Source organism: Collinsella sp. UBA1693, from assembly GCF_002320115.1.
Classification (GTDB): domain Bacteria; phylum Actinomycetota; class Coriobacteriia; order Coriobacteriales; family Coriobacteriaceae; genus Collinsella; species Collinsella tanakaei.
In genome coordinates this window covers 285,037-306,103 of sequence record NZ_DCJT01000013.1, presented here as the reverse complement: position 1 = coordinate 306,103, position 21,067 = coordinate 285,037, and the positions used below count along the sequence as shown (strand labels likewise).

Here is a 21,067-nt window from a genome sequence, read left to right as displayed (position 1 = left end):
GGCATAATGCGCCCAACTTAGGTTCAAACGGAAGCAGTATAGCAGCCTGCTAACAAAATTGCACGTCAGAGCGTCACGCATAGAAGAGGCGCCCCAGATATCCGTCAAATGAGGACAATCTGGAGCGCCGCGAAGTGCGTATCTTGGAAACGAGGCTAGAGCTCGTCGGTGTCGAGAATGATGGTGAAGGGACCGTCGTTGACCAGCGAAACCTTCATGTCGGCGCCAAAGCGGCCGCACGCCACATGGGTGACGTCCGCACGCACCAGCGAGACAAAGTACTCGTAGAGATCGTTGGCGACTTCCGGGGCGCCTGCCGCCGTGAAGGACGGGCGACGGCCGCGACGGCAATCCGCATAGAGCGTGAACTGCGAAACCACCAGGACCTCGCCTTTCACCTGCTCCAGCGACAGGTTGGTCTTGCCGTCCTCGTCATCGTTGATGCGAAGGCCGCCCAGCTTGCCCCACAGCTTGTCCGCGTCCGCCCTGGTATCGTTGTGGCCAACGCCCAACAGCACCAGGTATCCACGGCCAATTTGGCCCACCGTCTCGCCGTCTATAGCCACCGATGCGGACGAGACGCGCTGCACCACGGCGCGCATCTACTTAGCCTCCGCGGAGAGTTTGGACGAGAGGTCCAAAAGCGCGTGGAACCTATGGCTGATAGCATTTTTCTCGTCCGGCGCGAGTTCCGCCATGGTCTTGCCCGGAGTATCGCTTGGCAGGAAGAGCGGGTCATAGCCAAAACCAAACTCGCCACGCCCCTCATGGCCTATCACGCCCTCGCACGAACCGGTGCCGGTGAGCACGAAGCCCTGGGCGTCGATCAGCGCGACCACGCTCATGAAGCGCGCCGTGCGGTCGGCATCGGCCACGCCGTCCATATTCGCCAGCAGCTTGGCGTTGTTGGCGGCGTCATCGCCATGCACGCCAGCGTAACGGGCGGAGTAGACGCCCGGCTCGCCGTTCAACGCATCGACCACCAGGCCGGAATCGTCCGCGATGGCGGCGAGGCCGGTTACCTCGACAGCAGCCTGAGCCTTGATGATGGCGTTTTCCAAGAACGTGGTTCCGTTCTCCTCCGGATCCTCGAAGTCGCCTAGCTGACCCAACGCGACAAAGCGAACATCCGGCAGCACGCCGGAAAGAATGGCCTCGATCTCGGTCAGCTTATGCATGTTGCCCGTAGCGACTACAATGGTCCGCTTGGGATCGAGCTCTCCGATGTTGATCTTCTCGAGCACGTCGTGCTCCCTTCTGGTAATCGCGGCAGGTGCTACTCGTCCCTAAACGCAGTGACCTCGTTTTGCAGGGCGATAAGGTGCTGAATGCCAAGATCGCCCAAGTCGAGCAGGTTGTTAAGACGCGTACGGTCGAACGGGGTGCGCTCACCGGTTCCCTGCAGTTCCACAATCTCGCCGGAGTCCGTGGCGACCAGGTTCATATCGACCTCTGCATTGGAATCCTCGGAATAATCGAGGTCGAGCAGTTCGGCACCATCGACCACGCCCATGGACACCGCGGCGACCTGGCCGGTGAGCGGCAGACGAGCGATCTTTCCGGCGTCGACCCACGCCATAAGGGCGTCATGCAAGGCGACCCAGGCGCCGGTGATGCTGGCGGTGCGAGTGCCGCCATCTGCCTGGATGACATCGCAGTCCACGGTGACCGTGTACTCGCCCAGGGCGCGCAGGTTCACCACGGTGCGCAGGCTGCGCCCGATGAGGCGCTCGATCTCCATGGAGCGGCCCTTGCGCGCGGAGGTCTCGCGACGCGTGCGGCGATTGGTGGAAGCGGGCAGCATGGCGTACTCGGCGGTCACCCAGCCCGCACGGCTGGCACGACGCCACGCAGGCAGGCCCTCCTCGATGGTGGCGGCGCACAGCACGCGCGTGTCTCCAAACTCGACCATGCACGAGCCCAGCGCGTTCTTCATAACGTCGCGCTCCAGGCGAACCGGGCGCATTTGGTTGGCGGCGCGGCCGCCGGATCGAACGACTTCGATATGTTCCATGGTATAGCTCCAATAGCCGTAGACGTGGTTGATGATGGAGGCGACGCGGTGCGCCCGCTCGCAGGGCACCGTGGGACGGTTTTTTCTAACCCGCCTGGCAGGACCTCCCGGCGGCGCCCGCGGTAACCGGCAGGCTCTCGAGCTCTTCCAGCGGAATATGCTCGATGCTGCGAAGGGGCTGGCCAAAGATGAAGCTGCCCGCGGCGGCGAACTCCGCGATGTTGTCAGACGTGGTGGCGAAGCGATGCTCTGGAACCACATCGTCCGTTGCCAGCTGATCGCGGCGACGCAGGATGTCCGCCAGCTCGTAGGTGGTCTCCTCAGCCGAGGATACCACGCGCACCCCGGGGCCCAGCGCATTGCGAATGGGACCGGCCAGCAGAGGAAAATGCGTGCAGCCAAGCACCACGGTATCGATAGCGGCGTCTTCCAGCGGCTTGATGGTACGAGCCACCTCAGCTCGGGTCTCTGGCGTATCGAAGATATCGCCGTTCTCAAGCCACTGCTCTTGCAGGTGCGCCCCCGTGGCGAGCTCGCGCTCGACAATGTTGACAAAGCTGGAAGCCGGGCAGCCGTACACGTCCACGCCGGCGTCCAATGCGTGAATCGCCCTGGCGTAGGCACCGGAGCGCACCGTAAGCTCGGTTGCCAGCACGCCCACCTTGCGCGTGCGGGTTGAATGGATGGCCGCGCGGGCGCCAGGCGCGATGACGCCGATTACCGGAACGCTGAACAGCTGCTGGGCAAGGGGCAGGGCGGCGGCGGTCGCCGTGTTGCAGGCGATCACCATGATCTTGACCGCATGGGCCTCAAGCCAGCGCCCCGCCTGGATAGCGAAGGCGCGTACCTGGTCTTCCGAACGCGTGCCATACGGACAGCGCTTGGTGTCGCCCACGTAGTAGATAGACTCGTGCGGCAGCGCCTGAGCGATGGCGCGAGCAACGGTAAGTCCGCCCAGGCCCGAGTCGAACACGCCGATGGGCAACGCGTTGAGCGAGATGTCCTTCACATCCAATGTATGCATCTGTTCTTGCACGACCTTTCCGTTAGCTTAAAGACCCTGCCTGATGAACGGGCCTGCGCCGGCGATTCTCATCCAGCGCGCACCCCCTACTGTTTGGCGGCGAGCAGCGCCCTCATAGCGTTGATCCAGCCGGTAACGATGCGGCCGTCCGTCACGTACGCGTTCTCGTGGCTCTCCAGGAACGCCTGCGCGCCGGGGTCCTTCAAGCCATTCTCGACCAAGAAGAACAGGCCCGTGGCGTCCGCCATGAGGAAATCAGAAGACGCGTCGCCAATGGACAGGGTCTCTTCCCTATCGATGCCGCGCAGCTCGCAGAAGCGCTCCACGCCGCGACGCTTGTTGAGGCCCAGCGGCATAAGGTTGAAGGCGCGGCCTCGCACGCCCTCCGGCAGCTTGAGCGTGGTAGGTGCGGAGATGTAGTTGAGAAAGCCGTTGTCGCCCCAAGAGAGTTGGGCGCCCGCAGCCTCGATGATGGCCAGCGCCTCCTCGTCCGGCACCTCGCCGCGCATGCCCACCGTGACCTCGCGGTACTTGTAGCCGTTTGCCATGTCGTTATGGAACTCGAGCAGACCCGGCCAGCGGCTCATGAACTCGTCCAAAACGCCGGTTTCCTCGATGCACTCGTGCGGCGTCTTGCCCGACCCCTCGTCAAACGGCATGTCAGCGGTAAAGTAACGCCAATCATTGCGTTTATGGTCGAGCATGAGCAAGCCGCCCATCTCGCCAATGTAGGAGTTTAGACCCAGCACGCGCACGTCCTCATGCAGCATGGAGCGGTTGCGGCCCGAGCACGGGATGACTTCCACGCCGGCGCGCTTAAGGTCCAGCAGCGTGGCGACCAAATCGAGGCTGGGATTGCCGTCGTTATCCGCCAGCACGCACGAACCCGGAGCGAGCATGGTGCCGTCCAGGTCTGTGAACACGTAGCGAACGCGCGCGAGGCGCTCTTTGAGCTCGCCTGCGGGATTCGCGGGCAAAACGGTGTTGGGCATGAGGAGGTCCTTCCGCGTAGCTTGTCGCCGCAGGGCGGCGGGCGATTAACGAACCTATCATACCCGCATGCCCAAAGGGCTGCCAAACGCGTCGGCGCGCCTGCGCAATTAAAGCCCAATACAAACAGGGCGGTCCGCCATCCGCTTGGGACGCGGGCCGCCCTGCACCGTGGATGGAGGATGCAAGCAGGCTATTCGACCGCCTTCACCTCTTGGTCGAAGACACGGGCGAGCATGGACGAATCGCCCTCGTAGGGATCTCTTCCGTGAGCGCGGATCATATGGCGCTCATGCCCCTTGCCCGCCATCACGATAATGGCAGGACCGGTGCAACCGCGTACCGCCGAGCGCGCCGCCTGCTCGCGGTCTGGCTCGATTTGGATATTGGTTGCCCCGGCATCGCGAGCGAAGGACTCTATGGTCTTGCATATATCCATCACGTTTTGGGTGCCGGCGTCATCCTCCGTGATGATGATGCGGTCCGCCAGCTCGCCCGCCACGCGGCCCATGCCCTCGCGACGTTCGACGCCCTTGTCTCCCGTTGATCCAAAGACGCAGCACAGTTCTCGATCGGGATAGCTTCGACGCACGTTCTCAAGCAAAGCGCGCATGCTGACCTCGTTGTGAGCGTAATCAACCAAGCCCACAATGTTGGGATCGCGCGACTCGATGCGCTCCATGCGGCCGGGCACGCGCACGTCCTCAAGCCCGTGCTCGATGGCGGCACGGCTACACCCAAGGACCTCCGCGCAGGCGATAGCGCCCAGCGCGTTGGACAGGTTGAAGTCCGCGATGGTAGGGACGATGACGTCTATGGTGAAGCGCGGCGTCTTAACCGTTAGAACCGTCTTGTGACCGCGCTGCTCCCACGACACGGCGTGAACATCTGCTGCGGGGTTGGTCATGGAGTACGTCAGCACGCTCTCGCAGACGGAAGCCGCCTCGAGCACGCGATCGACCATGTCCATATCCAGATTGACCACGGCGTGACGGCACTGGCGGAACAAGGTGAGCTTGCTGGAGAAGTAATCCTCAAAGGTGGGGTGCTCGATAGGCGAGATGTGGTCCTCGCTGATGTTGGTGAACGCACCGACCTCGAACTCGACGCCCGCCACTCGTCCATATTTTAGCGCTTGGCTAGATGATTCCATCACCACGTCACGGGAGCCAAGCTTCCACGCGCTCGCCAGATAGAGGTTGAGCTCCAGGGGCTCCGGCGACGTGAGCTTGGACATGATGCGGTGGCGACCGTTGTCGATAAGGATGGTGGAGATGAGGGCGCACGGCTCGCACTCGTCCGCGCGCGCCTCCTTGTCCAAAATGCCCTTGAGGTAGAACGCGCTGGTAGTCTTACCCTTTGTTCCCGTAAACGTGCTGATGCGAAGGTGCTTGGCAGGCTGCCCGTAGGCAAGGGATGCCAACGGGCCCAAAGCGGCGCGGATATCATCCACAAGCAGGCATGGAAGATCGATATCCGTATAGTTTGACTCTGACACGTAGGCGACGGCGCCGGCATGCTGCGCCTGCACCAGGTAATCCTCTTTGAACGCAGCGCCTTTGCAGATGAACAGCGTGTCCGGCCCCACGGCTCGCGAATCATAGCTGACCAGCGATATGGGAATGCCCGCCACGTCCTCGATAGACGTGGAGCCCGCACCGCCCGCCAGGACCCCCGCGCTCTCGAGCGCGTCGATGTATTGCTCAAGCGTACCCGGTATCTGCAGCGATGCGGGATCGAGCGATGCGGCGTCTGTTGTAGCCATGATGCCTCCGAAAGCCCCCGCGGGCGGCCCGGCAAACCCGATGCGACCGAGGGGAAAACGCCCGGCCAGCGCGATGCGGCGCGTACCGGGAACTCATCGTCCAAAAACTATTACTATTGTAGCCTTGCCGAACTGCTTTGCTGTGGATATACTAGATGCCCATGGGCGATTGGCGCAACGGTTAGCGCAGGTGCTTTACACGCACAAGGTTGGGGGTTCGAATCCCTCATCGCCCACCATCGATTTGCCAGCGGCGCCATGAAGGCGCCGTTTTTATTTGAAATGGCTGCCGTCGAGAGGCGCGGTGTTAAGGGGCGACCCGACTTGCGGGGGCTTCCTGACTTGCGGGGGCGTCGGGACCAAATAGCGCGTTGCCGCGAGATGCAGGATGTGCCAAATAATCGCTTAGTGCGGAGGTTGAGACAAATAGTCGCTTAGTGCGGTCCGGTCGAGAGATAGACGAGGCAACTTATGAATAACGCATTCTTATATTACGAGTTAGAGAGATTGGTCGACATCGCTCGATGTATAAAATCATCGATTCGGACCGCCTCCAATCCGCACTAACGCACTATTTGACCAAACCTCCGCACTAAGCCTTTATTTGACACGCCGCTCTTCTCGCACTAAAGCGTTTTTTGTCACAGCATGACAATGGAGCAGATGCCCCGCGCGGACAGCACTCGTGATTGTGCGGGGACTGCAAAAAACGCGCGGCGCCCCGTGAGACGCCGCGCGATATGCGATCTAAACGTTACTCGTAAACGCTGCTCCAGGATACGCTACGCGAGAATCGCGGAGAGCGCATCGATAAGCGCGTCGACGTCCTGGCGTTCGCAAATTAGCGGTGGCAGGAAGCGCAGGGTGTGAGCACCCGTCGCGTTGATGACGAAACCGCTTGCAAGAGCAGCGCCGACCACGTCATGCGCATCGCCGGCGGCATCGTCCAAATCGCAGCCAAGCATGAGCCCGCATCCGCGCACGTCGATCACATGGGGCAGACCAGCCAGGCGCGCGGCCATGTAATCGCCGACCACCTGGGCATGCTTATCGTACTCGCCGCGGACAAGCTCGCACAGCACGGCGCAAGATGCCGCCACGGCCAGGGCGCTGCCACCAAACGTGGTGCCGTGGTCACCGGGGTTGAAGGCATCGGCAACGGATGCCTTCGCCATCACCGCGCCCATGGGGACGCCGCCGGCGATGCCCTTGGCAAGACTCATGATATCTGGCTCGATGCCGTAAGCCTGGAACGCAAAGGGCTTGCCGGAACGGAAGACGCCCGTTTGGACCTCGTCCGCGATAAGCAGTGCGCCGTGGGCATGGGCTAGGTCATGCGCGGCCTTGAAGAACTCGGGCGTCAACGGATGAACGCCGCTCTCACCCTGGATGGGCTCGACCATAACGGCGCAGATCTCGCTGCCGTGTTCCTCGAAGAGCGCGGTGAGCTCGTCCACGTCGTTAGGCGTGCAGGCAAGAAAATCTTGCGGCAGCGGCTTAAAGGCATCTTGCAGGCGGTCCTGCATGGTGGCGGCGATAGTCTCCAGCGTGCGGCCGTGGAAGCTGCCGCGCAGGGCCACTATGGTGTTGCCGCCGTTGCCAGACCGCTTGGCGTAGAGGCGGGCGAGCTTCATTGCGCCCTCGTTCGCCTCCGCGCCGGAATTGGCAAAGAACGTCTTCCATACCTGGTCGTTCTCAGTAGGCAAACCCAAGGCGACCGCGGCGGCCCCGTCGCCGGCGCGCACCGCATCGGCGATCATCAAAGCGCCGTCCATATCGCCGGATGCCAACTTGGACAGAATCGCAGCCAGCTCGCCGCGCCGCTCGATGTAGTAGTAGTTGGAGACGTGCAGCAGGCGCTCCGCCTGACGCTGGATAGCCTCTACCAGCACGGGATGGCAGTGGCCCAGGGAGCACACGCCGATACCAGCGAGGAAGTCGCGATATTCCGTTCCGTCATCGCCCACCAACGTCATGCCGTGCCCTTCGACAAACTCCACGGGCATGCGCGCGAACGTATTCATTACATAGCTGGATTCCAGAGCTTTTTGCAAACCTAGCGACATATCGCCGCCTCCTTATTCGTCCAGATTCTCCACCAAGCGCGAGGCGAAGACGCCAAGCGGATGGGGATGGGTGTCATTCTCATATGCCGCCTCGGTCGAGTGCATCACGGTGCCCACGCCGGCATCGGTCAAAAGCTCCAACAACAGCGAGTGCGGCGTGGTGCCGTTGATGATGTGGGCGCGGAACACGCCGCCGCGCAACGCGTGGATGCAGCTTTGCAGCTTTGGAATCATACCGCGGTCGATTTCACCTTTGTCCAGCATATCCTGGGTTTCCGCCAAAGTGAGGTTGGAGATGAGCGAGTCCTTGTCAGAGAAGTCCTCGTACAGGCCGTCGACGTCGGTAAGGAAGATTGCCTTGTGCGCGTGAACCGCCGCGGCGATATGGCCGGCGGCGACGTCGGCGTTGATGTTGAAGAACCCGCCGTCCTCGCCCGCGGCAACCGTTGCGACCACGGGGATGTAGTCGTTGGCCATGATACTCTCAAGGTAGCCGGAGTTTACGCGCACGATGTTTCCCACGCGGCCCAAATCCGGGTCGAGCTGCTCGGCGATAATGGTGCCCGCGTCCGCACCGGACACGCCCACCGCCAGGTTGCCGTGCTGGTTGATAGCGGCGACCAGCTCCTGGTTCACCTTACCCACCAACACCTCGCGCACAATCTCCATGGCCTCCGGCGAGGTGACGCGCTGACCGTCCTTGAACTCGACGGGAATGTCGTAGTGCTTAAGCGCCGCGTTGATGTCCGCGCCGCCGCCGTGCACGATCACCGGGTTCACGCCGATGATCTTGAGCAGGACGATGTCGCTCATCACGTCATCGCGCAGCTTGGGATCGACCATGGCCGCCCCGCCGTACTTGATAACAATGGTCTTGCCGGTTAGGTTTTTAATCCACGGCAGCGCCTCAAACAGCAGCTGCGCGGTCTTTTCATGCGATATTCCGGGACGAGAATCCCTTGCGTACTTCATAGCTCTCCCCTTATGAACGTCTCCCATCGTACGAACCGGGGCCCCTTACGGACCCGCAGGCACGGCCTACGTGCGGTAGTCTCCGTTGATGGTGACGTAGTCATGGGTGAGGTCGCAGGTCCACACCGTGGTGGTATGCTCGCCCGCGCCCAAATCGCACGAGATCACGATCTCGGGCGCCTCGAAGCGTCGCAGCGCCTCGTCCTCATCAAACGCAACGGTAAGGCCTCCGCGGCATACGGGCATGCCCATGATATCGATTGAGACATCCTCTTGGTTAAAGGCGACGCCGCACTTACCCAACGCCATGGCGATACGGCCCCAGTTGCAGTCATGGCCGGCGATGGCGGTCTTGACCAGCGGCGAGTTGGCCACGGCGCGCGCCGCCGTATCGGCATCTTCGTCCGTTGCGGCACCGGTCACGTTGACGGTCACCAGTCGCGACGCGCCCTCGCCGTCGGACGCGATGGTGCGGGCGAGCGTTTCGCACACCTCATGCACGGCGTAGAGCAGCTCGTTGTAGGCATCGCTTCCTTTCTCGATGGGAGCGGCGTCCGCGCCGGCGGCACCGGAGGCGAGCATGATGCAGGTATCGTTGGTCGAGGAATCCGAGTCGACGGTCACCTTGTTGAAGGTCACGTCCACCGTCTGCTTCAAGATCGAATGCAGCACTCGCGGCTCCACCGGGGCGTCGGTGGTGATCACGGCGATCATGGTCGCCATGTTGGGCATGATCATGCCGGAGCCCTTGCACATACCGCCTACGGTAAAGGTGCAGTCGGCATACTGCAGCGTCTGGCTAGTATAGGAAATCGCATATTCCTTGGAATGCGTGTCCGTGGTCATGATTGCGCGCGCTGCGTCCGCACCGCCGGAAACGCAGAGCGCATCGATCGCCGCGGGCAGTCCCGTCTCGAACAACTCGATGCCCAGCGTCTGGCCAATCACGCCGGTAGAGGCAACCAGCACCTGTTCGCTCTCGCAGCCCAAGATCTGCGAGGCGATCTCGCACGTCTCGGCAGCAACCGCGCGACCCTGCTCGCCCGTGGCGGCATTGGCGTTACCGGAGTTGATGACAATGCCCTTTACCAGACCGTAGCCCTTTTCCGCACCGCCCAGGTTCTGGCGGCTCACCTGCACGGGCGCCGCGCAGAAGCGGTTGGTGGTGAAGACGCCCGCGCACGAGGCGAGCTCGTCAGCCGTCACGCAGGCCATATCGAGGCGCTGCGGGTTCTTGCGAAAGCCCGCATGGATGCCCGCGGCCTTAAAGCCCTTGGGACTGGTAACGCCTCCCGCCGGCACGGTGCGAATGCATGTTTCAAAGTGGTCGATATTCATAATCAGCTGTCTCCCCACAAGAACCGCCCACGCGAAGACGGGCGGTGGTTCGTTGTTCTCAGTGTAGCCGTTGGCCGCGACACATCGCGGCGCAAGCTCGCCCGCTGGCTAAACGGGCATCGCGACCATGGGGAGTCCTCGTCGCTGGTCCCAGCCGTACACAATATTCGCGCACTGTACCGCTTGGCCGGCGGCGCCCTTGCACAGGTTGTCGATGGCGGCGACCGCTACAAGCACGCCCGCACGCCGGTTGAGCGCAAGGCCGATATGGCATCCGCAGGTTCCAACCACGCTCGAGGTCTTGGGCATCTGCCCCGCATCGAGCACGCGCACCATAGGTGAATCCTTGTAAAACTCGCGATACGCGGCCACAACCTCATCCGCATTCAACCCGTCATCGCCCGCAAAGTCCGCAGCGAGCGGCAGCGTGACGGTGGAAAGCAGGCCGCGCTTAAGCGGAGCCAGATGCGGGGTAAACACCACGCGGTCCTTCGCGTCCAGAATCTGTTCGATCTCAGGCGTATGACGATGCTTGCCCACGCCGTAGGCCTCCAGGTTCTCGTCCGCGCTGCAGAAGTGCGTGCGCTGGTTGGCGCCCTTGCCGGCCCCGGTCACACCGGAAATGGCATCGACCACAATGGCGCCGGCATCGGCAACCCAGCCCTGCTTGATAGCCGGCAGCGCGGCCAGCGACGTAGCGGTGGGATAGCAGCCCGCGCATGCAACCAGCACGGGGTCGCCCGCAGCATGTGTCGCGGCAGCGCTTGCAAGATCGCCCGCAAACAGCTCGGGTAGGCCAAAGGCGCGCGTTTCAAGCAATTCGGGCGATGTGTGCTCGGTGTCGTACCACGCCTGGTACACACCGGCGTCCTTAAGGCGATAGTCCGCGGACAGGTCGAATACAGAGACGCCGTGCTCAAGCAGCTTAGGCACCGCCGCCATGGCAGCTGTATGCGGCACCGCCAGGAACACGGCGTCCAAATCAAGCAGGATCGGGTCATCATGCGTGGTAAACGCCAGATCCGTGGCGCCGGCAAAGGCAGGGTATACATCGGCGAGCGCAACGCCGGCGTCCGCGTTGGACGTCACGGCAGCAAGCTCCATATCGGGGTGGCCAAGCACCAATCGCACCAGCTCTGCCCCCGCGTAACCGGCAGCCCCCATAACGCCAACTTGAATACCCATCGTCTTTCGCCCTCCCGACGCTAACGTCTCCCTATCGCCCGGCGCGCCCGCAGCCCCATCCTTTTGGCAGCCATCGGACACGCCTTGTATGCACTAAATCGCATGCAACGCGCTTGAATATTTAGTAGTTCGAGAGATTAGCACTCTAATACCTGATTGGACGCAAATTTAATGACTGTTAATACAGATTCACATTTGGACGAGGAAAGGCTTGGGGTCCCTCCCGGGTTAAACCCGCTAGCAGGGCACACCGGCACTCACGACGCTATCGTCCACGGCTTCATCGTCCACGCCCTCATGCCCTACCTTTGCCTTTGATGCGACGCTGGCCGCACAGAAACATAGAAGAACGGGGGCGGTGTAAATCATGGGCAGCGCGTAGCGCGTATCGTACATGGGCGACATCAGCACCGCCCCCACGGTGAGGGCCACGGGGATAAACAACGGGATCCAGCGAGGCGACCTTCTCACGCATACCCAAAGACACAATGCGGGAATCCAAATCGCGTAGAGCGCGCTCATCATGAGCACGTTGATGACGGGAGTCTCAGTCGCCGCCTCGAACACCTCCGTTGCCGCCTGGCGCATGCCCCTTAGGTTGGCGGGACGGGTCAGCAGCTCTGTTCCGCCGCGCTGCTTATCCCACAGCGCGTCTTTGAGCTGCGCCGCACCCTTGGGCGATACAAACCCTGCAATGGGTGCAACCAGGGCTTCAAAATAGACCTGCGGGTCATCCATCCCCTGCTGGGCCCACACGGCAAAATACGCATCCCATGCCTTTTGGGTCGCGTTGTATACATACTTGTACTTCACGGGGTCCGCCCATGCGGGCTCGTAGCGCTCCGCGAGCGTGTCATAGCGAAGCACGTCATCGATGGCCTCGCGCTGGTCCTTGTCGATCTTGTCCCCATGCTCGACCACGTAGCGCGCGGTCTGCTGAAATATAGGGCCCAGCATCTCCTGCTTGCCGCCCGGCGCCACGTCGAGCGCGGGAAACACCACCTGGGGCAGCACAACCCACATCACGCCGCCCACGGCAAGGGCCTGCATGCCAAGCCTCCACCACGCGCGCCAATAGATAAGGGCCAAAGCTGCCAAGGTTGGCACAACCACGTACACGCCCGTTTTCTTGGTCAGCGCGCACAGTACGCCAGAGACCAGCAGGGCGATATAGAACCCGGGCGAGCGCGCAAGGCCTCCTTTGCTGTTGACCAGGCGCGCGACAAGCGTGAACCAAAAAAGGTAGATAGGCGAGAAGATGGAGTCTTTCATGTTGAGCGACGAGTAGTGCCCAAACACGGGCACCAGCCCCACCAAGAGAAACACCGCGGCGCACAGGGTTCGCGGGGCGCCCAGGTCACGTGCCGTGGCCAAGGCGTACGAGAAGCAGAGCGCGGTCACAAGCACCTGCACCGTGACAAGCGTGAACAAGCCGGTATTCCATGATGCCGTCTGGGCCTCGCTTGCCTGCGCGGCAAAGCCGTAGATCAGCGTATCGAGAATGGGATGATGATCAGAGTAGTGGGCGTCAAGCTCTACCCCGGGGACGTTCCACACGCCAAAATATACCGAGCTGTCCTCTGGGTAGGACTGGCATATCTGGTAGTAGGTGTCATACAGCATGGAGCCCGGGCAAAACGCCACAAGCCAAAAGCTCCACAGCGCAAACAATACAAGCGCATGGGCAAGCACGCTCTTTACGCCCAGCTGGGGCGCCAGGATATCAAGCAGTCGCGGGAATCGATCGGTATGATGGCAAAGGCGACGTAGCAGCCATTCGCATAGCAGGATGATCGCCGCTATGGCAAAGGTCAACGCGCCGGCGTTGGCATAGAGCTCCGCGGGCTGGGCGCGCGCCCACCCGGTATCGAACATAGAGGTACCAAACACAAGTAGGACCGCGACGGGCCAGGAAATCGCCAAGAGCAAAAGCACGCGGGCGACCGCGAGGAAAACACCCATAACATCTTTTCTTGCCACCTGCATCCCCCGCATCATCGTCCGCATGACCTAGCAAGCCATAATAAGGCACCAGCCCCATGAACGCGACGCATATGCGGTTGAACGCAAAAAGAGGGGCCAGGCAGCTTCTTGCCACCTGGCCCCTCGCAATCATCTGAAAGATGAATTAGAACTCAACCGGGGTGTCGTTGTAGACGCACTCCAGCAGCTGCTCCATCTCCTCCTGAGAGGGCTGGCGCGGGTTGGAGCCGGTGCAGGCGTCCAGGATGGCGTTCGCGGCGACGTCGTGCTTCTTGGCCTCGAACTCCTCGTAGTCGATGATGGACTCGTCGGCCTTCACGCCGCCCTTGCCGTAGTTCTTGATGCCCTGCGGAATGTCCAGAGCGTCGTTGAGGTCGCGGATCTTCTGGACCAGAGCGGCAACCAGCTCGTCCTCGGTCTCGCCCTCAAGATGCAGGATGTCCTTGGCGATGAAGGCGTAACGGCTCTTGGCGCGCTCGTCCTTGGCGTTGAACTGGATGACCTTGCCCAAATACATGGCGTTGGCGCAGCCGTGGATGATGTGGTCGCCGGTAAATGCGGCGCCGGTCTTGTGGGCCATGGAGTGGACGATGCCCAGCAGGCCGGACGAGAAGGCGATGCCGGCGATGCACTGGGCGTCGTGCATATGGGCGCGCGCCTCATGGTCGCCCTGGTAGGACTTGGGCAGCCACTCGACGATCTCGCGGATGGCATGCAGGGCGTTGCCGTCGGTGTACATGGAGCCGGCGGTGGAGACGTACGCCTCGATGGCGTGGGTCAGGGCGTCCATGCCGGTGTGGGCGCACAGCTTGGCGGGCATGGTGTAGGTGAGCTCGGGGTCGACGATGGCGACATCAGGGGTGATGTTGAAGTCTGCCAGCGGGTACTTGATGCCCTTCTCGTAGTCGGTGATGACGGAGAATGCGGTGACCTCGGTAGCGGTGCCGGACGTAGAGGCGATGGCGCAGAACTTGGCCTTGGTGCGGAGCTCCGGGAAGGAGAAGGGCACGACGGCCTGCTCGAAGGTCTCCTCGGGATACTCGTAGAACAGCCACATGGCCTTAGCGGCGTCGATGGGCGAGCCGCCGCCGATGCCGATGATCCAGTCGGGCTGGAAGTCCTCCATGGCCTTGGCACCCTTCATGACGGTGTCAACGGAAGGATCGGACTCGACGCCCTCGAAGATCTCTACCTCGAAGCCGGCCTCCTTGAGGTCCGCCTCGACGTCCTGCAGGAAGCCGCCGCGGCGCATGGAGCCGCCACCGGTGACGATCATGGCGCGGGAGCCCTTGAGGTTCTTCACCTCATGACGAGCGCCCTCACCAAAATACAGGTCGCGAGGATTGGTAAAACGTCCCATAGGATTGCCTCCACTCTACAGATCCAGGCGTGGATCTGCCCAAAATAACGGGGCACCCAAACGGCCCCGTTGCTTCCCGGGGGTCGTGCATGCGATCTGCACGGCTCAACGTTATTTTACCGTCCTGCTATTTTTTCATTCCATATAATTAGGTGAACATGTTTCATCTTTCGCGAACAATCGCACGCTCACACCACGTACCTGCGAGGTCTTTCCCATGGGCAAAACCCTTAAAACCGGTGACCGAATTCTGCTTGCTATTCTCGCCATAACGGTCATAATATGCGCTCTCGCGTTCGGCGCGCGCACCCTTGGAGGACGGGACGGCCAGCAGTCCCAAGGAGGCTCCGGCGCCATGGTGGTCTGCCAAACCAAAAGCGGTTTCTACCGCGCCGACCCGCTCTCGTCCAACGCCGAATACACGGTCGACACCACCGCCGACGCCATAAAGAGCAGCGCCGAGAACGGCAAGAACACCATCCGTATAAAAAACGGTGAAGTCGACGTGATCTCGTCCAACTGCTCCAACCAAGTCTGCGTCAACCACGATCCCATTAGCCAGGCGGGCGAGCAGATTGTCTGCCTGCCGCATGGTTTGGTAGTCGAAATTGTACAGGACGAGGATATGGCCTCCAAACTGGTGTAGATGCGCGGGATTTTAGGGCCTTCACGCACCTTGCACGCCGGTAAACAACGTTACACTGTTGCAATTACCAGCTATTAGAAAGGAGGCGCCCGTGTCATTCGATCCCATACAGGAAGACTGCCTGCGCCTCATACTCCAAGACATGCGCCGCAAGCGCGTCTTTCCCCTTGAGAACCCCGCGTTCATCGAACGCGACATGGACGTATACAGCCAAGACCCCGCACGCCTCATTAAAACGGACGAGGACCGCTCGTTTCATCTAACCACGCGCGCCGCCGAGATGGTCGATTACCGCATTCCCTTCGTAACGGACGAGGCGGAAATCGATCGCATGAGCGACGAGGCCGAGGGCATGTTGCGCGAGGCGGCGGAGCTCGACCCTTCCAACTGGGACGCCCGGCGCATGCTGAGCGCCCTGGTTGCGCAATCAAACGACGAGTACGTGAGCTACCTGCTCGACGCGCGTGAAGAGGTCGAGCATGATTGCGCCCTTATGGTCGCCTCCGCCCAAGACCCCTACAGCCGCGAATTCGCCGCGGGCATAGGGCGCAACCCGTACCTGCGCTGGCTGGCGGCCATCTCATCCCAGGCGCTTATCTGCGGGCAATACCGCCTTGCTTTGCGCACGGCGGAAGAGAGCCTCTCCTACGCCCCGGACGACCCCGGCGATGTCCGGCACACCGGCATGTTCGCCCTGGCAAAACTCGAGGCAACCCGCAAAGAGCTCGCCGACTACCGTCGCCGCCACGCGGTAAGCTACGCGCTGCCCTCTCCCCGCAACCGTCGCCCCCACCCCGCTGAGAAGGACCTGGACCCCTGGTCTCTTTTAGCGCAGATGAGCGTCGAGTACCGCGAGCTTGACTATGACGGCGCCTCGCGTCTGCTGCGGCTGCTGCTCAAGCGAAGCCCCCATGCAGCGCACGCCCTGTTCTACCAAGCGGAGTTCCCGGAGGGCGTGTTTGGCCGCGTCAACGTGATGCCCGGCAGCGAGGACGAGCTGGTGCTGGCCATCAGCGAGGCCACGCCGCTGCTCCAAGAGGGCATGGGGGCACCGGAGGCTTCCTCGTTCTCTACATGGATCTCGCAAAACGATGCCGTTCAAGACGCGCTTGACCAACAGGACGCTCAGCTTGCGCCCCATTTTGGCGGCGCCACCGGGGGTGAGAACTAATGGAGCCCTCCCTGTATGTTCCCGCATTTCTGGCCCGCACCTACGCCCGCGAGCATCCAGACCTAACGCCCGCGGCAATTGAGCTGGTGCGCGATGAAATTGCCCTGCACCCCGAGACCTATGCCACAGAGGTCCATGCGCAGGCATGCCTGTCTTACGCTCGCGTCCATGCCAACCTGCATTCCGGCCTCTCGCGCATGGAAGAGTTGTCGGACGAGGAGTATGAGAGCCAGCGCTCCCGGTTGTTTGAGCAAACGCGCCTGAACCTTTTCAAAATCGCCAAAACGGATCCCGCCTGCATCGATGCGCGCTTGGTCGACATCCTGCTCGCCAACGTGCCCTTGGATGACTGCATCAACGACCTTATGCGCCTTGAGCTAGAGGCACGTGGCACCCTTGAAGAAAGCGGACGAGGGTTCTTATCCGCAGCCCCCATGTTTTGGAGCGACGCCGCCCTTGATGCTGCGCAGAGCGACCCCCTACTCTCCACCGTTGGCAACAACCTGCCGCTAGCTGCAAACTCTGCGCCCGGTTTCTCGGGCGCGCCCAACCACGCAGCCGAATCCGCAGCCAATGCAGACGACCGCGTGCTTGCCGCAGCCTACCTCACCGGCACCGACCCCGAGGTGGTTGGATGGCTGCACACCGTTGAATGCCTTGCGCAGGGCTGCATGGTGACCGCACGCTACAAGGCTGCCGCCCGCTATGCCCGCATAATTATGCGCGCGCAGGGCTACCCCAACTTTGCCGTGGGCACCCTTATGCTCGCGCTCGCCCGCCTTGAGGACGAGGAAGGGTTCTTTGCCGCCGCGCAGTCAAACCCTGCCGCCGCCTTGCAAGACTCGCCCTGGTACCTGCTAGGGCGCGCTTTGCTGCTCTACAAGCTGAGCCGCCGCAAAAATGCCCGCCGTGCGCTCAAGGACTTTGCCTTCCGCTGCGAAGGCGGTGCGTTCTTCTTACTAAACCCCACGTACCTCGCACCGTACCTGCCGGTGCGCCCGCCCGTTAAAGAAGCCTGGAACCTCACGCACCAAGCCGTTTGGGAGGCTGATGGCATCATTGCGGACACGCCGGACTTCACCGGTTGGGCCATGTCTATCGACGGCATCCAAGAGGAATCCGAGGCCTTCGCGCGCCGCTACGGCTTCTAAGCGCCTTTCCGGTCCCACGCGCTCCATGCAAGCGGACGCCTCTCACATATGGTTGCGCACGCGGGGCGCAAGCGGCTACAGTACTAGGGTGGGCGTGCACGCGCCCCCCAGCACCGTTATTCGCAATTGAAAGGGTCTTGCATTGTCAGACTTCTCTCTTAAGCACAAGGTTTGCGTCCACTACACCGGCAGCTTCGACGATGGCGAGGTGTTCGACACCACGCGCGGTCGCACGCCGCTTACCTATATAGAGGGCAACCATGAAGTTGTTCCCGGGTTTGAGATGGCCGTGCTCTCCATGAAGCCGGGCGAGACCAAAAAGGTCCACCTTGAACCGCGCGACGCATATGGCGAGCGTCGCATGGAGCTGCTATACCAAATGCCCACCATCGAGATCCCCAACTACGACGACCTTGTTGTGGGCGAGATGATCTACCTAATGAACGAGACAGGCCACCAGCAGCTAGCCCGTGTGGTCAAGGTTGAGGACGACGGCATGACCGTGTTTGACTTCAATCACCCCATGGCAGGCTGCAGCCTCAACTTTGAGCTTGAGCTCTTGAGCCGCGAGCCGTATAACCCCGGCGACGCCGCATCCCAGGACGAGGGTGCCTCCCATGCATAAGGTCGAACGCGGCGTATCGTGCGCGGGCTGCCCGCATCGCGCCGCCTACATCGCCTGCAAGGAAGCCCTTGGTCGAGGCAAGAACAAGGTGATCTGCGGTAACGCCGGTTGCGCCGCGACGGGATACATGCACCCGGCGGCAACCACCTGCACCGGCGGCGAAGACGCCTTGCTGCCCCGCTACAAGCAAGAGGTTCCCAGTGGCGGCGCCGTAGACCAACCCGCCGTCGAGGCTTGCATCCATTTCGCCCTGGATACCGAGGTTGCCGCGGACGATGCGCCCCGACGCTTCGCCGGGCTTGCCGCGGAGGGCGCCGTCACGATCCTCGCTGTTATGGTTTCCAGCCGCACCTTCCTTGGCGCAGAGGCCATCGAGGGATTGTGCCAGCATATGGTCGAAGACCTTCGCATCGATGACGTGGTCGCCGTCGATCCGCTCGATACGCTGGCCTGCACCGATATCTTGCGCGACATGCTCGCGCGCCCCGGCGTCCACGCCGTCGCCTTCTGCTCACCCTGCGTCCAGCTGCAAGGCGACCGCGCTCCCGAGCCGGTGGATATCGACCGCATCGCCTGCGTGGGCTGCCACCGCTGCAAGCAGATTACCGGGTGCCCCGCCCTTGTCTTCGCTCCGCCCGCTTATACCGTCGATGCGGACGCCTGCGCCGGATGCGACCTGTGCACCTCGTTTTGCCGCACGCACGTGATTTATTCGCCCCGCGTTCGCATCGCCCCGGCAGAGCGCTGCGAGATGCGCTACGTTGCAGCAACGTCCCAGCGCTAGCGGGGCGCGTTTCGTCGCCTATGCCCTGGCACCGCGCACGTACGCTTGAAGCACCGCGACGCGCCCACCAGGGCGCTTGTTCACCAACAGGTAGCGCCCCACGCTCTCCGGCACAATGAAGGTCTCGGCGTAATGCACCGTCATAGGATCAAACGATCCGTCGAGGCTCCGCACCTCGACCTCCTCGCCCTCGACCAGATTGAGCATGTTAACGCTGCCGTGGCACTCGACCGCGACCCTGTCATCGAACCAGTGACGGCGCGTCTCAATGGGCTCCAGCCCGTGCAGGCCGGTGCTCTCGGTGAAGACGCCCGGTTGATTGGACAGGTTCTCGCGTTCATCGTCCACGCGCGTCAGCAGCTCGCGCTCGCAGAACCCTGTATCGCGGTCCATCATGATATTGGGCGCGCCGTGAGCGATGTTGATGGGGCGCGGCCTGCCGTCCAGGCCCATACGACCCCAATCCCATAGCTTGAAGGTAAAGTTGTACGGGGTCGCGCTGATCTCCAAAACAACGGTACCCGCCCCCGAGCAGTGAATGGTGCCCGCGGGAATAAGCACATGGTCGTGCTTCTTTACCGGGAACACGTTGACGTGCCGCTCCGCCGGGAACGGGGCTTCGCCGCGCTGCGCCGCCCCAAGGTCCGCGAGCAGGGCCTCCTTGGTCGTGTCATCCCGAACGCCCAGGTACACGCAGGACTCGTCCGTGGCATCCAAGATGTAGTAGCTCTCGTCCTGGGTGTAGGGCATGCCGAAGGCGTCCTGGATGTACTCCGTGCGGGGGTGCACCTGCAGACTCAGATTTCCGCCGCCAACGGTGTCAAGGAAGTCGAAGCGGATGGGAAACTCCGTGCCGTAGCGAGCACGCACCATGGCGCCAAGCAGCGAATCGGGCTCGTTGAGCACCATGTTGATGGCAGGAATCTCAACTTCGGCACCCCCATAGGAGAGGATGATGCTGTTCTCCTCCGGCACGCCGTCAAACGACCACCCGTAGTTGGGCTTAGCAGGATCGAGGTTGAAGCGCTCCTTCATCCACTGACCGCCCCACACGCTCTCGTCAAAATACGGCACCAGACGGAAGGGGCGCCTGGCCGCCGCGGCCAATCCGGCGCGGTACGCGTCGCCGTCGACCATCCTGGGCTCCCCGGGCACGTTGGTCTCCATCAAGAAGTCGATGCGCCGGTGCAGATCGCGCTTGAGGCGGTCGGCGATGCGCCACTCGAAGAAGTAACCGCGCTTGATCTTGCGCAGCGGGTCCTCGTCGGCGTTATCGGTTTTCCAGTTCCGCATGCCCGCGCGGAAGCGCAGCGTGATCTCCCAGCGCGTGAGGTCGGAGTAGACCAGCAGCGCGCCCGGCGCGATCAGCGAGGCGCCCACGCCGTAGACGACCACGGGACCGTGCGCGGCCTCGCCGTCCGCGTCGAGCGCATGGGCGATGAGCCCGCGGGCGCGCTCGACCTCGCTCTCATCGTAAAAATCCCGTACGCGGTAGTGCGACATGACACCGAAGATGCGGTCGTCTGTCACCGTGTCCTTGATCCGCTCCTGCACGCGCGGCGCATCCCAGGCGAAATCATCCGCGCACAGCGCCAGCGACGGATTAAGCCGGGGCAGCAGCTGCTCGCGCAATTCCTCATAGTCCGTGCCGGGATAGCACTCGATAGCCAATACCCGGGATAGCGTCGCGTCGTTCCCCTCGGCTTCCGAACAGCGCCTTCTCATTGCCTCCTGCAATTGCTCGGCAATGGAGGAGAAGCCGACCACCGCGGTTCCGTGCGATCGGACATCGATGGCGGGTCTCAAGGTGTAGGTCGAATCGGACATGGATTTCCCCCTTCTTCTCGTCCTCGACCGTATATATAACATATTCCTTACATATTGTCTTTTTATTCTATATCTATAGGCGATCGCGAGACTTAGAACCGAAAAGGCGATATATCATGTTCTGGATCGTTATCAGAGCAGATGCCCGTCTCCCCCGTCGCCGCAC

At 62.0% G+C, this 21,067-nt stretch carries 18 protein-coding genes and 1 tRNA gene; 6 read left to right on the top strand and 13 right to left on the bottom strand.

The window, feature by feature from the left end:
- Positions 1-155: 155 nt before the first annotated feature.
- The 6 genes from dtd to B3H65_RS10320 all read right to left on the bottom strand — a co-directional run bounded on the left by dtd (position 156) and on the right by B3H65_RS10320 (position 5,793).
- Complete coding sequence (gene dtd / locus B3H65_RS10345) at positions 156-602, bottom strand: D-aminoacyl-tRNA deacylase (RefSeq protein ID WP_286685152.1); 447 nt, start codon at positions 600-602, stop codon at positions 156-158.
- Positions 603-1,244, bottom strand: coding sequence for an RdgB/HAM1 family non-canonical purine NTP pyrophosphatase (rdgB, locus tag B3H65_RS10340; RefSeq protein ID WP_286685151.1), 642 nt, complete (start codon positions 1,242-1,244; stop codon positions 603-605).
- 32 nt (positions 1,245-1,276) lie between these two features.
- Positions 1,277-2,014 (bottom strand): ribonuclease PH, encoded by a 738-nt coding sequence (rph, locus tag B3H65_RS10335; RefSeq protein WP_009141371.1) that lies wholly within the window; start codon positions 2,012-2,014, stop codon positions 1,277-1,279.
- Between the two features lie 85 nt (positions 2,015-2,099).
- Complete coding sequence (gene murI / locus B3H65_RS10330) at positions 2,100-3,038, bottom strand: glutamate racemase (protein WP_286685168.1); 939 nt, start codon at positions 3,036-3,038, stop codon at positions 2,100-2,102.
- An 86-nt stretch (positions 3,039-3,124) separates the two neighbouring features.
- Positions 3,125-4,030, bottom strand: a complete 906-nt coding sequence (locus B3H65_RS10325) for an HAD family hydrolase (RefSeq protein ID WP_009141369.1) — start codon at positions 4,028-4,030, stop codon at positions 3,125-3,127.
- 191 nt (positions 4,031-4,221) lie between these two features.
- Positions 4,222-5,793: a Mur ligase family protein gene (locus tag B3H65_RS10320; RefSeq protein WP_286685150.1), complete on the bottom strand. Its 1,572-nt coding sequence runs from the start codon at positions 5,791-5,793 to the stop codon at positions 4,222-4,224.
- Positions 5,794-5,956: 163 nt separating this feature from the next.
- Between B3H65_RS10320 and B3H65_RS10315 the strand changes: the two genes are divergently transcribed.
- Positions 5,957-6,032: transfer RNA gene (locus B3H65_RS10315), tRNA-Val, on the top strand.
- A 543-nt stretch (positions 6,033-6,575) separates the two neighbouring features.
- Here B3H65_RS10315 and B3H65_RS10310 read toward each other — a convergent pair.
- From B3H65_RS10310 to B3H65_RS10285, 6 genes are all read right to left on the bottom strand, one after another.
- Entirely contained in the window at positions 6,576-7,859 is a 1,284-nt protein-coding gene (locus B3H65_RS10310; protein ID WP_286685149.1) for an aminotransferase class III-fold pyridoxal phosphate-dependent enzyme, read from the bottom strand.
- Positions 7,860-7,871: 12 nt separating this feature from the next.
- Positions 7,872-8,831, bottom strand: coding sequence for an acetylglutamate kinase (gene argB / locus B3H65_RS10305; protein ID WP_117678857.1), 960 nt, complete (start codon positions 8,829-8,831; stop codon positions 7,872-7,874).
- A 66-nt stretch (positions 8,832-8,897) separates the two neighbouring features.
- Positions 8,898-10,169, bottom strand: coding sequence for a bifunctional glutamate N-acetyltransferase/amino-acid acetyltransferase ArgJ (gene argJ, locus B3H65_RS10300; protein ID WP_286685148.1), 1,272 nt, complete (start codon positions 10,167-10,169; stop codon positions 8,898-8,900).
- 108 nt (positions 10,170-10,277) lie between these two features.
- Positions 10,278-11,354, bottom strand: a complete 1,077-nt coding sequence (gene argC, locus B3H65_RS10295) for an N-acetyl-gamma-glutamyl-phosphate reductase (RefSeq protein ID WP_286685147.1) — start codon at positions 11,352-11,354, stop codon at positions 10,278-10,280.
- A gap of 237 nt (positions 11,355-11,591) precedes the next feature.
- Complete coding sequence (locus B3H65_RS10290; protein WP_286685146.1) at positions 11,592-13,316, bottom strand: DUF6020 family protein; 1,725 nt, start codon at positions 13,314-13,316, stop codon at positions 11,592-11,594.
- Between the two features lie 166 nt (positions 13,317-13,482).
- Positions 13,483-14,697, bottom strand: a complete 1,215-nt coding sequence (locus B3H65_RS10285; protein WP_009141310.1) for an iron-containing alcohol dehydrogenase — start codon at positions 14,695-14,697, stop codon at positions 13,483-13,485.
- Between the two features lie 217 nt (positions 14,698-14,914).
- On the opposite strand from B3H65_RS10285, the gene B3H65_RS10280 reads away from it, so the two are divergent.
- From B3H65_RS10280 to B3H65_RS10260, 5 genes are all read left to right on the top strand, one after another.
- Positions 14,915-15,343, top strand: a complete 429-nt coding sequence (locus tag B3H65_RS10280; RefSeq protein ID WP_286685145.1) for a NusG domain II-containing protein — start codon at positions 14,915-14,917, stop codon at positions 15,341-15,343.
- 91 nt (positions 15,344-15,434) lie between these two features.
- The gene (locus B3H65_RS10275) at positions 15,435-16,514 is read left to right on the top strand and encodes a hypothetical protein (RefSeq protein ID WP_281694447.1); all 1,080 of its coding nucleotides are present in this window, start codon (positions 15,435-15,437) and stop codon (positions 16,512-16,514) included.
- The gene (locus B3H65_RS10270; protein ID WP_286685144.1) at positions 16,514-17,665 is read left to right on the top strand and encodes a hypothetical protein; all 1,152 of its coding nucleotides are present in this window, start codon (positions 16,514-16,516) and stop codon (positions 17,663-17,665) included. The genes B3H65_RS10275 and B3H65_RS10270 overlap by 1 nt, the downstream gene beginning before the upstream one ends.
- Positions 17,666-17,807: 142 nt before the next feature.
- Positions 17,808-18,290: an FKBP-type peptidyl-prolyl cis-trans isomerase gene (locus B3H65_RS10265; protein ID WP_281694445.1), complete on the top strand. Its 483-nt coding sequence runs from the start codon at positions 17,808-17,810 to the stop codon at positions 18,288-18,290.
- On the top strand, positions 18,283-19,074 hold the full coding sequence (locus B3H65_RS10260) for a hypothetical protein (RefSeq protein WP_286685143.1): 792 nt from the start codon (positions 18,283-18,285) through the stop codon (positions 19,072-19,074). The genes B3H65_RS10265 and B3H65_RS10260 overlap by 8 nt, the downstream gene beginning before the upstream one ends.
- Before the next feature lie 18 nt (positions 19,075-19,092).
- Here B3H65_RS10260 and B3H65_RS10255 read toward each other — a convergent pair whose 3' ends face one another.
- Positions 19,093-20,901 carry a class I mannose-6-phosphate isomerase gene (locus B3H65_RS10255; protein WP_286685142.1) on the bottom strand — a complete coding sequence of 603 codons (1,809 nt, stop codon included), beginning with the start codon at positions 20,899-20,901 and terminating at the stop codon, positions 19,093-19,095.
- Positions 20,902-21,067: the final 166 nt, after the last annotated feature.

Coding starts and splice junctions, on each gene's coding strand:
- dtd (WP_286685152.1), bottom strand. CDS start 602: ATGCGCGCCGTGGTGCAGCGCGTCTCGTCCGCATCGGTGGCTATAGAC.
- rph (WP_009141371.1), bottom strand. CDS start 2,014: ATGGAACATATCGAAGTCGTTCGATCCGGCGGCCGCGCCGCCAACCAA.
- murI (WP_286685168.1), bottom strand. CDS start 3,038: ATGCATACATTGGATGTGAAGGACATCTCGCTCAACGCGTTGCCCATC.
- B3H65_RS10325 (WP_009141369.1), bottom strand. CDS start 4,030: ATGCCCAACACCGTTTTGCCCGCGAATCCCGCAGGCGAGCTCAAAGAG.
- B3H65_RS10320 (WP_286685150.1), bottom strand. CDS start 5,793: ATGGCTACAACAGACGCCGCATCGCTCGATCCCGCATCGCTGCAGATA.
- B3H65_RS10310 (WP_286685149.1), bottom strand. CDS start 7,859: ATGTCGCTAGGTTTGCAAAAAGCTCTGGAATCCAGCTATGTAATGAAT.
- argB (WP_117678857.1), bottom strand. CDS start 8,831: ATGAAGTACGCAAGGGATTCTCGTCCCGGAATATCGCATGAAAAGACC.
- argJ (WP_286685148.1), bottom strand. CDS start 10,169: ATGAATATCGACCACTTTGAAACATGCATTCGCACCGTGCCGGCGGGA.
- argC (WP_286685147.1), bottom strand. CDS start 11,354: ATGGGTATTCAAGTTGGCGTTATGGGGGCTGCCGGTTACGCGGGGGCA.
- B3H65_RS10290 (WP_286685146.1), bottom strand. CDS start 13,316: ATGGGTGTTTTCCTCGCGGTCGCCCGCGTGCTTTTGCTCTTGGCGATT.
- B3H65_RS10285 (WP_009141310.1), bottom strand. CDS start 14,697: ATGGGACGTTTTACCAATCCTCGCGACCTGTATTTTGGTGAGGGCGCT.
- B3H65_RS10280 (WP_286685145.1), top strand. CDS start 14,915: ATGGGCAAAACCCTTAAAACCGGTGACCGAATTCTGCTTGCTATTCTC.
- B3H65_RS10270 (WP_286685144.1), top strand. CDS start 16,514: ATGGAGCCCTCCCTGTATGTTCCCGCATTTCTGGCCCGCACCTACGCC.
- B3H65_RS10260 (WP_286685143.1), top strand. CDS start 18,283: ATGCATAAGGTCGAACGCGGCGTATCGTGCGCGGGCTGCCCGCATCGC.
- B3H65_RS10255 (WP_286685142.1), bottom strand. CDS start 20,901: ATGTCCGATTCGACCTACACCTTGAGACCCGCCATCGATGTCCGATCG.